Raw genomic sequence first — 12,595 nt, 5'->3', positions numbered from 1 at the left:
CCTCTTGACTAGCACGCGGTGATCGCCCGGGCCAGGACGCGGGGAGGCGGGGCCGCACGGGGCGCGGCTCGGGCGCCGACGGGGCGCGGCGGCCCCGGCGTCTCACTCGCGCCGCCCCCGCACCGCCGCCATCCGCCGGTACAACTCGACGGCCTCCTCGCGCCGCCCCAACTGCTCCAGGCACTGGGCCTCGTCGCCCAGGCTGGCCAGGGTGTCGGGGTGGTCCGCGCCCAGTACGTCCGCACGGGCCCGGGCGACCCGGCGGTAGAGCTCCAGGGCGTCGGTCCAGTTGCCGAGCCAGCCGAGGGCCACCGCCACCTCGCGGTGGCTGACCAGGGTGTCGGGGTGGTCCGGGCCCAGCGTCCGCTCGCGGAGGGCCGAGACGTCCCGGGCCTCGGCCAGGGCCTCCTCCCAGCGGCCCAGGCGGCCCAGGTTGACACCGAGGCCGTGCCGGGCGCGCAGGGTCTCCGGGTCGGTGGGACCCTGGGCACGGGTGCGGTCGTCGACGAGGGCGCGGTAGAGCACCAGGGCCTCCGCGCTGCGGCCGAGCCGGCCCAGGCTGATGCCGACCTCGTAGCGGGCCGCGAGGGTATCCGGGTGGCCGGGGCCGAGGGTCCGGCCGCGGGCGTCGGCCACCTCCCGGTAGATGTGCAGCGCCTCGCCCCAGCGGCCCAGCTGCCCGAGGGCGTACGCGACCTCGTAGCGGGTGACCAGGGTGTCGGCGTGGTCCGGGCCCAGCACCCGGGCGCGGGCCGCGGCCACCTCGCAGGCCACGCGGTGGCATTCCTCGAGCCGCCCCAGGCGGCCCAGATTGAAGGCCAGGTTGTGGCGGCAGCGCAGCGTGTCGGGGTGGTCGGCGCCCATGGTCCGCTCGCGGGCCGCGAGCACGGCGGCGTAGACCTGGTGGGCCTCGAAGTGACGGCCGAGGCGGCTCAGCGCGAACGCGGTCTCCTGCCGGGCGGCCAGCGTGTCCGGGTGCTCGGGCCCGAGCACCCGCTCGCGGCCCGCCGCCACCCGCCCGTACTCGCCCAGCGCGTCGCCGTGGCGGCCCAGCCGGCCCAGGGCGAAGGCCACCTCGTAACGGCTGGCGAGGGTGTCGGGGTGGTCGGGGCCCAGCACGCGCTCCCGTTCGGCGGCGACCTCACGGTGCGCCTGGCCCGCCTCCTCCCAGCGGCCCTGCAGGGCCAGGCTCATCCCGATGGTGTGCCGGACGGCGAGCGTGGCGAGCAGGTTCGGCGGCGGGGGCGCCAAGGCGACCGCGGGCGGCCCGGCGAGCGGCGGCGCCGGGCCGCCGGCCCACACCCCGGTGAGCCCGGCTGCCCCCGCTCCCCCGCCCCCGCCGGTCCACACCCCGGTCAGCCGGGCGCTCTCGCCCGGCTGACCCGGCCGCGCCCCGGCCCGGGCGGCCCGGCCCGCCGCGGTACCGGTGGTCATGTGCCGGGCCCATGCGGGCAGGTGGGGCCGTCGCTGCGCGGGGACGCCCGCGCCGGGCCCCGGCAGGGTCCACGCCGGTACCAGCGGCTGCCCGGCGCCCCAGGTCGCGCGGGCCAGGGCGATCCGCTTGGCCAGGTCGGAGGCGTCGCGCGGGCGGTCCTCGGGGTCCTTGGCCAGCAGGTCGAGGATCACCCGCTCGAAGGGCTCGGGGATCTCGGGCCGCTGCCGGCGCGGCGGCTCGGCCGGGGTGTCGCGGTGGCCGACGAGCACCGCCCAGGCGTCGTCGAGGTCGAAGGGCGGAGCGCCGGTGGCCAGTTCGTACAGCACACAGCCCAGGGAGTACAGATCGCTGCGGTGGTCGACGGCGCCTCCCGCGATCTGCTCGGGCGACATGTAGTGCGGGGTGCCCATGGTGATGCCCGTCCCGGTGAGGCGGGCCGTGAAGCCGATGTCATGGCCGAGCCGGGCGATGCCGAAGTCACAGATCTTCACCGAGCCGTCGGCCAGCCGCATGATGTTGGCGGGTTTGAGGTCCCGGTGGACGATGCCCTGGTCATGGGTGTAGGCGAGGGCGACGGCGAGCTGGCCGGCCATGTCCAGGACGTCGGGGACCGGCAGCGGACGCTGCTCGTTGTCCTCCAGCAGCTGGCTGAGGTTGCGCCCCTCGAGCAGCTCCATGACCAGGTACAGGACGCCCTCGTGCTCCCCGAAGTCATGCACCACGGTCACCCCGCGGTGCTGCAGCGAGGCCGCGACCCGCGCCTCGCGGCGGAACCGCTCGCGCAGCACGTCCATGAAGGACGGGTCCCGCTGCTGCCCCATCGGCTTGAGGCACTTGACGGCGACGCGCCGCCCGAGCGACTCGTCGAGCGCCCGCCACACCTCGCCCATTCCGCCGCGCCCGATCCGGTCGAGCAGCCGGTAACGGCCCTGGATCAGCCTGGTGTCCGCCATGGTCCCCCTGCCTCCGGCGGGAGTGTCACCCGCCGCCCCCGTCGAAGCCGACGGCCCGTCATGGAGCCTTCGACGCATCCCCGTTGTCCAGTATGGCGGCGTTTTGGCGCAACTTGTAGACCGACGGACGGGTACCGGGTGCCAGCCGCTCAACGGCCCGCAGGATGTGTTGGGGCGGCAGCTGCCGGCGGAGGGCGGGCGGGATGCCGCGCAGCACCCGCCCGGCCACCCTCAGTCGGCGGGTGACGAGGGCGGGAGCGGGCGCCGGGCGGCCGTACAGCTCATGGGCGTACGGAGGCAGGCCGGCATGGTCGAGTGCGGCGACGCGCCCCCAGATCACCGCGCGCGCCGGTGCCGGGCGTCCTTTTAACGGCGCACCCTCGGCATCCCCAGGCCGATCCAGGAAATGATCTCCCGCTGCACCTCGTTGTTGCCGCCGCCGAAGGTGAACACGACGCTGCTGCGGTAGCCGCGCTCGAGCTCGCCGTGGAGCACCGCCCCCGCCGACCCCTCCTTGAGCGGGCCCGCCGCGCCGACGACCTCCATCAGCCAGGCGTACGCGTCGCGGCGCGCCTCGGAGCCGTACACCTTGACCGCGGAGGCGTCCTGGGGGGTGAGCGCGTCGCGCTGCAGGGCGTCCACCATCTGCCAGTTGAGCAGTTTCATGGCGTCGAGCCTGGCGTGGGTACGGGCCAGGCGCCCGCGCACCCAGCCCAGGTCGATGACGCGGCGGCCGTCGGCGAGCTTGGTGTCGGCGGCCCACTGCTGGACGCCGCGCAGGGCGCGGATGGCCATCGTGCCGTGGGCGGCGAGGGTGACCCGCTCGTAGTTGAGCTGGGTGGTGATCAGCCGCCAGCCCTCGTTCTCCGCGCCGACCCGGCGGGTGGCCGGTACCCGGATGTTCTCGTAGTAGCTGGCGGTGGTGTCGTGGGAGGCGAGGGTGGTGATGACGGTGCAGGAGTAGCCGGGGTCGCTGGTCGGCACCAGCAGGATGGTGATGCCCTTGTGGGGCTTGGCGCCGGGGTCGGTGCGCACGGCGAGCCAGACCCAGTCGGCGGTGTCGCCGTTGGTGGTCCAGGTCTTCTGGCCGTTGACGGTGTAGTGGCCGGTGTCGGGATCTCCCTCGCGCACCGCGCGGGTCTTGAGCGAGGCGAGGTCGGTGCCCGCGTCGGGCTCGCTGTAGCCGATGGCGAAGTCGATCTCGCCGGAGAGGATCCTCGGCAGGAAGTACTCCCTCTGCTCGTCGGTGCCGTGCCGCATGAGGGTGGGCCCGACGGTGTTGAGCGCCATGAGGGGCAGCGGCACACCCGCCTGGGCGGCCTCGTCGAAGAAGATGAACTGCTCCACCGGGCCGAGCCCCCGCCCGCCGTACTCCCGCGGCCAGCCCACGCCCAGCCAGCCGTCCGCGCCGAGGCGGCGGATGGTCTCGCGGTAGAACCGCTTCTGCCCGGCGGGGTCGGCGTAGCGGGCGTAGGCGTCGTCGGGGACCAGCTCGGTGAAGTACGCGCGCAGCTCGGTGCGCAGTTGCCGCTGCTCGGGGGTGTAGTCGAGGTGCACGGCCCCTCCTGGAGTCTCGCGTCCGCCGCGTAGGCGCCTGGAATCGAGGGGCACGGTAGAACGTGTTCCAACAATTCGGAAGGGTTGCGGGCCCGGACGCCGCATCCGCCGAGGCGGCGTCCGGGCCCGCACATCCCGGCCGGGCCGGCGGTTGGCTGCGGGCGGTCAGACCGCTCGCAGCCAACCGTCGATCAGCGCGGGATGGTCGGTGGTGACCGCGTCGGCGCCCAGGGCCACACAGCGCGCCAGCCGGTCCGCGTCGGCGGCCGGCCAGGCGTCCACCCGCAGCCCTTGGGCGTGGCACCGCTCGACCAGGCCGGGCGTCAGCTCGGGGGTCAGCTCCGGGCAGACCCAGGTGGCTTTCACCTCCGCGGCGCGCGCGGGCAGTTCCTCCGTGGGGTGGGCGGTGATCAGCCCCCGTTCGACCTGGGGCATCAGCCGCGCGGCGCGGTCGAGCACCTCGGCGTGGAAGGAGGTGAGCACGGCGCGCGCGGGCAGCGGCGTGTTCCGGTCGAACTCGGCCAGGGCGGCCACCGCCTCGGGAGCCTTGATCTCCACCTGCACCAGTCCGGGGAAGGCGTCCAGGGCCTCGTCGAGGGTGGGGATCCGCTCTCCCTGGCCCGCGTCCAGCTCCCGCAGCTCGGCCAGGGAGAGCGAGGCGACCTCGCCCGTGCCGTCGGTGGTGCGGTCGACCGTGGCGTCGTGGATCACCACGAGGTGGCCGTCGCGGGACACCCGTACGTCGAGTTCGACCCCCTCGGCGCCGACCTGGTGCGCGCGGCGGAAGGAACGCAGGGTGTTCTCCGGCTCATCGGCCCTGGCGCCCCGGTGCCCGTAGACCAGGGGGCGCCGGGTGGCGGGCTGGGGCGGTGTCACAGATGCTCCTCGATGGATTGACGGTGCCGGTCCACTCCCTTGCGCAGCCGCGTGGCGACATCCGAGAACGCCTGGTGCGCGGGGGTGTTGCCGGTCCAGATCTTCTGCAGCCCGGTGTAGATCTGTACATTGGCGTTGGGCACCATCATCCGCACCTGGTCACCCTTGCGGGTGTGCGGCAGCTGCTTCACCGCGGTGGAGAAGTTGGGGTCCTCGGCGAGCAGCTGCGCCAGCGCGGGGGACTTGGTGGCGGCCGGGACCACGGGCATATAGCCGGTCTGGACGGTCCACTGGGCCGCGTTCTGTGGCCGTGCCAGGAAGCGTACGAACTCCGCCGCGGCCTGTTTGCGCTCCTTGGGCACCCGCTTGAACATGCCGAGGCCACCGCCGCCGGTGGTCACCCCGAACTCCTTGTGGCGGGGCAGGAATCCGGTGCCCAGCTGCCAGCCGCCCGCCTTGGCCATCTCGGAGATCTTCCGCAGCCCGCCGGTGGAGGTGATCAGGGTGGCGATCAGCTGGTTGCCCATGTCCCCGGCGGGGTCGGTGGACATATAGGCGATGCGGTCCTTGTGGACCAGCTTGCGCTGCCACTCCCCGGCCGCGACGGTGGCCTCGTGGTCGATGGTGACGTCCATGCCCTGGGAGTACGCCCCGCCCCACTGCCAGGCGGTGCACTGGAACTGCCAGTCGCCGTCGATCTTCTGATACGCCTCCATGGCCACCCGCTTGCCCTGGGTCTTCAGCCGGGTGATCTCCTTGGCCCAGCCGTACATCTCCTCCCAGGTCTCGGGCGCCCGGTCGGGCACCCCGGCCTTCTTGAAGAGGGTGCGGTTGAAGTAGAAGAGCGGGGTGGAGCGGGCCAGCGGCAGCCACCAGTGGTGGCCCTTGACCCGCCCCTCCCCCAGCAGCCTCGCGTTGTAGGTGGCACGCAGCTCGCCGGGGTCGATGTAGTCGTCCCAGGGCTCGAGCGCGTCCCCGAAGTAGAAGCGGTACCACTTCACATCGGACAGTACGCACAGGTCGGGCGCCTGGCCGGCGAGCAGCCCGACGACCGCCTTCTGGGCGCATTCGTCGTACGTGCCCTGGAACTGGACCTCCACATAGATGTCGCGCTGCTCGCGGTTGAACTTGTTGGCGAGGTCCTGGAGGGCGCGGCCGGGTACGTCCGCGAAGGTGGACCACAGAACGACACGGGTGCGCCCGGCGTAGCCGTCGGGGGCCGATCCGCCCGGCTGCTCCACCGGCCCGGTGGTGGAGCCGCAGGCGCTCAGCAGCGCGGCGGCAGTGGGCGCCCCGGCCGCGAGGGCGAGGAAGCGGCGGCGGCTGGGGAGGCTGTGGCTCACTTCCCGGCTCCCTGGGTCAGCCCGGCGATGATGTAGCGCTGGGCGATGAAGAAGACGACGAGCACCGGCAGGATCACCATCACCGTGCCGGCCAGGATGGCGCCCCAGTTGGCGTAGGTCTCCTGGTCCCGCAGGAAGAGGAGGCCGACGGGCAGGGTGCGCATGTCGGCGCTGCTGGTCACGATCAGCGGCCAGATGAAGTCGTTCCACTTGGTCACCATGACCACGATGGCGACGGTGATCACCATGGGCCGGGACATGGGCAGCACGACGCGGAAGAGGGTGCGCAGATGGCCCGCCCCGTCGATCCGGGCCGCGTCCATGACCTCCTTGGGGAGCGTCAGCATGTGCTGGCGCAGCAGGAACGTGCCGAAGACCGAGCCCAGGCCCGGGGCGATCAGACCGGCCCAGGTGTTGACCCAGCCCAGCTGGGCGATGGTCAGGAAGTTCGGCAGCAGGGTGACATGGCCGGGGACCATCATGGCGCCCAGCAGGAAGAGGAACAGCCACTTCTTGCCGGGGAAGGGCAGGAAGACGAAGGCGTACGCGCACAGCAGGGCGGAACACAGCTCGATGGCGGTGCCGACGACGGAGACCACGAGGGAGTTGAGGAAGAACCGGTCGAAGGGGGCGGCGTTCCAGGCGTCGGAGAAGTTGCTCCAGCGCAGGTCGGTGGGGACCCAGTGGGGCGGATAGGCGTAGATCTGGGGGTTGGTCTTCAGCGCCGAGGAGGCCAGCCAGTACAGCGGGCCGGCCGCGATGAGCGCGACGAGGACGAGGAGCGCGTACAGGCCCAGGCGCCGGGCCCGGCCGCCGGGGCGGCGGGTGGGCGCCGCCGGGTCGAGGGCGGTCACTGGTAGTGCACCTTTCGCTCGAGGTAGCGGGCCTGTCCCGCGGTGATCAGCAGCAGCACCACGAACATGATCATCGCGCCGGCGGCGGAGCGTCCCGCGTCGAAGGCGCGGAATCCCTGGTCGTAGATGAACCAGCTGAGGGTGGAGGTGGAGGTGCCCGGGCCGCCGGCGGTCATCATGGCCAGGACGTCGAATGCCTGGAAGGTGCTGATGGTGCAGGTCACCAGGAGGAAGAAGGTGACCGGTGAGAGCAGCGGGAGGGTGATCCGGCGCAGCCGCGTCCAGGGGCCGGCGCCGTCCAGCTCGGCGGCCTCGTACACCTCCCTGGGCAGGCCCTGGAGGCCGGCCAGGTAGACCACGGCGACGAATCCGATGTTCTTCCAGAGGTAGACCAGGATCAGTCCGGTCAGCGCCCACTTGGAGTCGGTCATCATCGCCGGGGCGGTCAGTCCGAGCGGGGCCATCAGCGGGCGTATCAGCCCGTAGTTGGGGTCGAAGACGAACAGCCACAGGGTGCCGACGGCGGCCCCGGAGAGCACATACGGGGCGAAGGTCAGGGTCCGCACCACGTTCCGGCCGCGCAGCTTCTGGTTCAGCAGCAGCGCGGTGGCCAGCCCCAGGGCTATGCCGCCGGCCACGATGCCGACGACGAAGACGACGGTGGTCCACAAGGTGGCGCGGAAGTCGGCGTCGGTGAGCAGGTCGGTGTAGTTGGAGAGCCCGACGAAGTCCTTGGCCGGGGAGATCATGTCCCAGTCGGTCAGGCTGAGATAGCCGTTGTAGACCACCGGCCAGTAGGCGAAGAGCAGCAGGAACAAGAAGTTCGGGGCGGCGAACGCGGCGAAGAGCAGATAGTCGCGCCGTCTGCGCCTGGCGCGCAGACGGCGGCCGGCGTCGTCGATGGCAGACAAGGGGAGTTGATCCTTCCGGACTGCGCCCCGAGGACACCCCTGGGACGTGCTGGTGACAGCCCCAAGGGATACCAACAGAGTTGATGAGAAGGAAACACCTTGTCGTGTTACAACTTGGCCTACTTCACATGCTTGGCTGGCTTTTTCTCACTCCTTCCGTGAACAGGCTCCGAGGACACGGGCCTCAACTCCCGCCATCCGCCCGCGAACCGCCGTCGTCCGCACCGCGCCGGGTGGTCCGCACCGGCTCGCCCGGACGCCAGGTCTGCAGCACCAGATCGGAACCCTCCACGGCGGTGCGCACCACCTCGGCCACCTCGACGCGGAAGAGGTGGAAGGGCTCCGGCGGATGGACCTCCGCGGCGAACCGGGCCAGCATCTCCGGGTCGGTCACCTCCACCGCGCGCCCGCTGACCCGTACGTCGCCGCCGTCCATCCCGGTGTCGGGGCCCGGGTTGGCGTGGACCGCGAAGCGCGCGTCGCGCCGCAGGTCCAGGGCCTTGCGCGAGTCCGGCATCATGCCGAGCCACATCTCACCGAAGCGGAAGTCCACCTCCAGGCCGGTCACACGCGGGCTGCCGTCCCGGCGCAGGGTGGCCAGGACATGATGCGGATAGCGCTGGAACCGCTCCCCCACCACGGCGGAGAACGCGGGCTCCGCCGCCTCGAACCCGGCCCAACTGGTCGTCTTTTCCGCCGTCATGGGGCCAGGGGGTACCTCCCAGCGGTAGCTGGGGGAGCTCCCCTGATTACCGGACACCTTCTGTCGGGATTGCAGCTCACGCGCCTGATCCGGGGGCAGATGGGCGATCCAGTCCGTCCCCGGCAGCCGGTACGCCACCCAGGTCTGCGCATAGGCCGCAGGGCGCGGCCGGGAGCGGTGGGTGAGCACGGCGGTGGGTTCCCGGGCGGACCTCAGCACCAGCGCCGAGGGCGTGATGGACCGGTTGTTCCCGCTGGTCTGGGCGGATGCGCAGCCCGCGTGGTACGCGATGGGCAGGGCGTGGTCGCCGGCGACCAGACACGGCGACCGCAGCCCCAGCCGGTGCAGCCCGGCCGCGGCCGTCCGGTAGCTTCCGTTGACCTTCTCCGACTGGGCCGCCGAACGGCCGAGCACCAAGTGCTGGGAGGCCAGTTGGAGGGTGATGACCACGCCGAGCGCGACCGCCACGGGCTGCGGGGAGCGCACGCCCTGGACGGTGCGGAGCATCAGCTCGGCCATGGGGAGCGCGAGCAGGGCGTAGGAGGGCATCAGGAAGCGCGGCGCGAAGTAGCCGATGAGCAGCAGATACGGGACGGCCAGCGAGGCGGCGCAGACGATCGGCAGGATGGTCAGCGCGAGCGGGTGGCCGTGGTGCGGGGCGCCCGGGCGGGCCACGCGCTCCCGGCGGTCGCGGCGGTCCCGTACGGCGACGACGACCGCGGCGGCGGTCAGCAGCGGCAGCGCCAGCCACCACACGGTCAGCTCCGGGTGGCGCAGCGGCACCTCACACGGCCGGCACAGCTGCGGCCCATTCAGGCTGCGCAGCGCCGCCCCGACGTTGAAGTGCAGCCCCATGCCGCCCTCCACGTCGCTGGAGACCTCCAGCCGCTCCAGGACGCCGCCGAAGCGGGCGTACGCCTCGCCCACCCACTGCGCGGCGCCCAGTGCGAGCCCGCCGAGCAGCGCGGGCAGGCCCGGCCGCCAGGCCCTCATGGCCACGGCCGCGACCAGCAGCGGCAGGGCCAGCCAGCCCCCGTCGGGGGTCCGTACGAGGGTCACGCCCGCGATGACGGCGGCCAGCCACCAGCGCGCGTTCCGCTCGCCGGGGGCGCGCAGGAACCAGCCGACGGCGGCCACCGCGCCGATCGCCACCCACAGGTTCGGCATCACCGCGGATCCGCTGATCTGGGTGATCCACAGCCCGGCGAACAGGAGTGCGGCCAGGGCGACCGTGCCGTGGCCGAGCATCCGGCGCCACACCCGGAAGGCGGCGTACAGGGCGACGGCGGACAGCACCGCGAGGAGTACCCGCAGCACCGGAATGGAGGAGGTCACCGAGACGACCGGGGCGACCAGCATGCTGATGCCGCGGGAGCGCGGGGCGCTGAAGTACGCGGCCGGGTTGCGCGGGTCGACCTGGGAGACGTACACGGACTCGTCCCAGCCCAGCGCGTGCGCGGTGTGCGGGATGACCACGAGGAGCTGGACGAGGGCGTAACCGGCGGCCACCAGCGCGAGCCAGGGCGCGGGGCGGCGATGGCGCGCCGGCTCGAAGGGCTGCGGGCGCGGGCGTGGGGTGGCGGCCGCCGGGGTGACAGTATTCTCCATGCGCGAACCATATGATGGTTTTGTACCTTTTTCTTCGCATTGATCCGTTCGGCTCAGCACCCAAGGGGTGCCATGAGCGCCGGAGATCCGTAGGATTTTCATCCCGCGTACAGCTCCACCCGGCGGAGAACGGACACGCATATGAAGATGCTGATCAACGTTGCCGAGACCGTGGTCGCCGACGCTCTGCGCGGAATGGCCGCCGCGCACCCCGAGTTGACGGTGGACGTCGAGAACCGGGTGATCGTCCGGCGCGACGCGCCGGTCGCCGACAAGGTGGGGCTGGTCTCCGGCGGCGGATCGGGACACGAGCCGCTGCACGGGGGGTTCGTCGGGCCCGGGATGCTGGACGCGGCGTGCCCCGGCGAGGTCTTCACCTCCCCCGTGCCCGATCAGATGGTGCGGGCCGCGGCTGCCGTGGACAGCGGCAAGGGGGTCCTGTTCATCGTCAAGAACTACACCGGCGACGTCCTCAACTTCGACATGGCGGCCGAGCTCGCCGAGGACGAGGGCGTACAGATCGCCAAGGTGCTGGTCAACGATGACGTGGCGGTGACCGACAGCCTTTACACGGCCGGCCGGCGGGGCACCGGGGCGACGCTGTTCGTGGAGAAGATCGCGGGCGCGGCGGCCGAGGAGGGCGCGCCGCTGGACCGGGTGGCGGCGCTCGCCCGGCAGGTCAACGAGTCGTCGCGGAGCTTCGGGGTCGCCCTCAGCGCCTGCACCACCCCCGCCAAGGGCGGCCCGACCTTCGACCTCCCGGCCGGTGAGCTGGAGTTGGGCGTGGGCATCCACGGCGAGCCCGGGCGCGAGCGGCGGGCCATGATGACCTCCCGCGAGATCGCCGACTTCGCGGTGAACGCGGTGCTGGAGGACCTGCGGCCCGACAACCCGGTCCTCGTCCTCGTCAACGGCATGGGCGCGACCCCGCTGCTCGAGCTGTACGGCTTCGCCGCGGAGGTGCACCGGGTGCTCGGCGAGCGCCAGGTGGCGGTGGCACGTACGCTCGTCGGCAACTACGTCACCTCGCTCGACATGGCGGGCGCTTCGGTGACGCTGTGCCAGGTCGACGAGGAACTGCTGCGGCTGTGGGACGCGCCGGTACGGACCGCCGGGCTGCGCTGGGGCTGCTGACCGGGACCGGCCCCCTTCCGCCGATGCACAACCTGTCGCCGTTTGGCCATTCGACTGAGGAGGCGCCCTGTGCCCAGCTCTGTGTCCAGCCGCGAAACCGCCGGCGAACCGGTACTCGACGCCGCCTTCTTCCAGCGCTGGCTCGGCGCGGCTGCCGCGGCCATAAGCCGCGAGGCCACCAGGCTGACCGAGCTGGACTCGGCGATCGGCGACGCCGACCACGGCAGCAATATGCAGCGCGGTTTCACGGCCGTCACCGAAGCCCTGGAGAAGGAGCCGCCGGGGTCACCGGGGGCGGCGCTGATCCTGGCCGGACGTCAGCTGATCTCCAAGGTGGGCGGCGCCTCGGGGCCGCTGTACGGGACGCTGCTGCGCCGGGCGGGCAAGGCGCTCGGCGACGCGGAGCAGATCACCGTCCCCCAGTTGGCCGAAGCGCTGCGGACCGGCGTCGACGCGGTGGCCCAGCTCGGCGGCTCCGCGCCCGGCGACAAGACGATGCTGGACGCGCTGGTCCCCGCGGTGGACGCGCTGGCCGCGGACGGCGGGTCCTTCGCTGCGGCGAGCGAGGCCGCGGACAAGGGCGCGCTGGCCACCGTGCCGATGCTCGCGCGCAAGGGCCGGGCCAGCTATCTGGGTGAGCGCAGCATCGGCCATCAGGACCCCGGCGCCACCTCGTCGGCGCTGCTGTTCGCGGCCCTGGCGGAGGTGACGGTGTGAAGCGCACCAAGGCTGAGGGGGAGGGAGGGGCCTCATGAGTGACGGCGAGCCGAGCGGCGCGGCCGCGGAGAAGCGGGTCGGCGTGGTGCTGGTGTCGCACAGCGCCGCGGTCGCCCAGTCGGTGGCGCAGCTGGCCACCGGGCTGGCCGGCGGCGGCACCGCACCGGTCGCCGCGGCCGGCGGCACCCCGGACGGCGGGCTCGGCACCAGTCCGGAGCTGGTCGCCGAGGCGGCTCACGCGGTCGATCAGGGCGCGGGGGTGGCGGTCCTCGTGGACCTGGGCAGCGCCGTGCTGACCGTGAAGGCGCTGCTGGCCGAGGGCGACGAGCTGCCCCCGGGCTCCCGGTTGGTGGACGCGCCGCTGGTGGAGGGCGCGGTGGCGGCGGTCGTCGCGGCCTCGGCGGGGGCGGACGTGGACGCGGTCGCGCGGGCGGCCGAGGAGGCGTACGACTACCGCAAGGTCTGATCCGGACGGGCCGAGGGCGCCCCAGGCATGAACATGCA

General features: G+C 72.7%; 11 protein-coding genes. 3 read left to right on the top strand and 8 right to left on the bottom strand.

The window, feature by feature from the left end; translation table 11 throughout:
• Nucleotides 1-102: 102 nt before the first annotated feature.
• The 8 genes from ACFZDL_RS29010 to ACFZDL_RS28975 all read right to left on the bottom strand — a co-directional run bounded on the left by ACFZDL_RS29010 (nt 103) and on the right by ACFZDL_RS28975 (nt 10,240).
• Entirely contained in the window at nt 103-2,388 is a 2,286-nt protein-coding gene (locus ACFZDL_RS29010) for a serine/threonine-protein kinase (protein ID WP_353594182.1), read from the bottom strand.
• 58 nt (nt 2,389-2,446) lie between these two features.
• Nucleotides 2,447-2,728, bottom strand: a complete 282-nt coding sequence (locus ACFZDL_RS29005) for a hypothetical protein (protein ID WP_391192825.1) — start codon at nt 2,726-2,728, stop codon at nt 2,447-2,449.
• Between the two features lie 26 nt (nt 2,729-2,754).
• The gene (locus ACFZDL_RS29000; protein ID WP_353594180.1) at nt 2,755-3,945 is read right to left on the bottom strand and encodes an acyl-CoA dehydrogenase family protein; all 1,191 of its coding nucleotides are present in this window, start codon (nt 3,943-3,945) and stop codon (nt 2,755-2,757) included.
• 165 nt (nt 3,946-4,110) lie between these two features.
• The gene (locus ACFZDL_RS28995; protein ID WP_353594179.1) at nt 4,111-4,821 is read right to left on the bottom strand and encodes a glycerophosphodiester phosphodiesterase family protein; all 711 of its coding nucleotides are present in this window, start codon (nt 4,819-4,821) and stop codon (nt 4,111-4,113) included.
• Nucleotides 4,818-6,164 carry an ABC transporter substrate-binding protein gene (locus ACFZDL_RS28990; protein ID WP_353594178.1) on the bottom strand — a complete coding sequence of 449 codons (1,347 nt, stop codon included), beginning with the start codon at nt 6,162-6,164 and terminating at the stop codon, nt 4,818-4,820. The genes ACFZDL_RS28995 and ACFZDL_RS28990 overlap by 4 nt, the downstream gene beginning before the upstream one ends.
• Nucleotides 6,161-7,018 (bottom strand): carbohydrate ABC transporter permease, encoded by an 858-nt coding sequence (locus ACFZDL_RS28985; protein WP_353594177.1) that lies wholly within the window; start codon nt 7,016-7,018, stop codon nt 6,161-6,163. Before ACFZDL_RS28985 ends, ACFZDL_RS28990 begins: the two co-directional genes overlap by 4 nt.
• On the bottom strand, nt 7,015-7,929 hold the full coding sequence (locus ACFZDL_RS28980; protein WP_353594176.1) for a sugar ABC transporter permease: 915 nt from the start codon (nt 7,927-7,929) through the stop codon (nt 7,015-7,017). Before ACFZDL_RS28980 ends, ACFZDL_RS28985 begins: the two co-directional genes overlap by 4 nt.
• 184 nt (nt 7,930-8,113) lie before the next feature.
• Nucleotides 8,114-10,240: a pyridoxamine 5'-phosphate oxidase family protein gene (locus tag ACFZDL_RS28975; RefSeq protein WP_353594175.1), complete on the bottom strand. Its 2,127-nt coding sequence runs from the start codon at nt 10,238-10,240 to the stop codon at nt 8,114-8,116.
• Between the two features lie 141 nt (nt 10,241-10,381).
• Between ACFZDL_RS28975 and dhaK the strand changes: the two genes are divergently transcribed.
• From dhaK to ACFZDL_RS28960, 3 genes are all read left to right on the top strand, one after another.
• On the top strand, nt 10,382-11,374 hold the full coding sequence (dhaK, locus tag ACFZDL_RS28970) for a dihydroxyacetone kinase subunit DhaK (protein WP_353594174.1): 993 nt from the start codon (nt 10,382-10,384) through the stop codon (nt 11,372-11,374).
• A 69-nt stretch (nt 11,375-11,443) separates the two neighbouring features.
• Nucleotides 11,444-12,091: a dihydroxyacetone kinase subunit DhaL gene (dhaL, locus tag ACFZDL_RS28965; protein WP_353594172.1), complete on the top strand. Its 648-nt coding sequence runs from the start codon at nt 11,444-11,446 to the stop codon at nt 12,089-12,091.
• 34 nt (nt 12,092-12,125) lie between these two features.
• Entirely contained in the window at nt 12,126-12,557 is a 432-nt protein-coding gene (locus ACFZDL_RS28960; RefSeq protein WP_353594171.1) for a PTS fructose transporter subunit IIA, read from the top strand.
• Nucleotides 12,558-12,595: the final 38 nt, after the last annotated feature.

The organism is Streptomyces sp. NPDC007917 (assembly GCF_042959105.1).
GTDB lineage: Bacteria > Actinomycetota > Actinomycetes > Streptomycetales > Streptomycetaceae > Streptomyces.
The sequence above is the reverse complement of the archived record's forward strand: the minus strand, read 5'-3'. Positions and strand labels throughout refer to the sequence as shown.

Coding starts and splice junctions, on each gene's coding strand:
- ACFZDL_RS28960 (WP_353594171.1), top strand. CDS start 12,126: ATGAGTGACGGCGAGCCGAGCGGCGCGGCCGCGGAGAAGCGGGTCGGC.
- dhaK (WP_353594174.1), top strand. CDS start 10,382: ATGAAGATGCTGATCAACGTTGCCGAGACCGTGGTCGCCGACGCTCTG.
- ACFZDL_RS29010 (WP_353594182.1), bottom strand. CDS start 2,388: ATGGCGGACACCAGGCTGATCCAGGGCCGTTACCGGCTGCTCGACCGG.
- ACFZDL_RS28975 (WP_353594175.1), bottom strand. CDS start 10,240: ATGGAGAATACTGTCACCCCGGCGGCCGCCACCCCACGCCCGCGCCCG.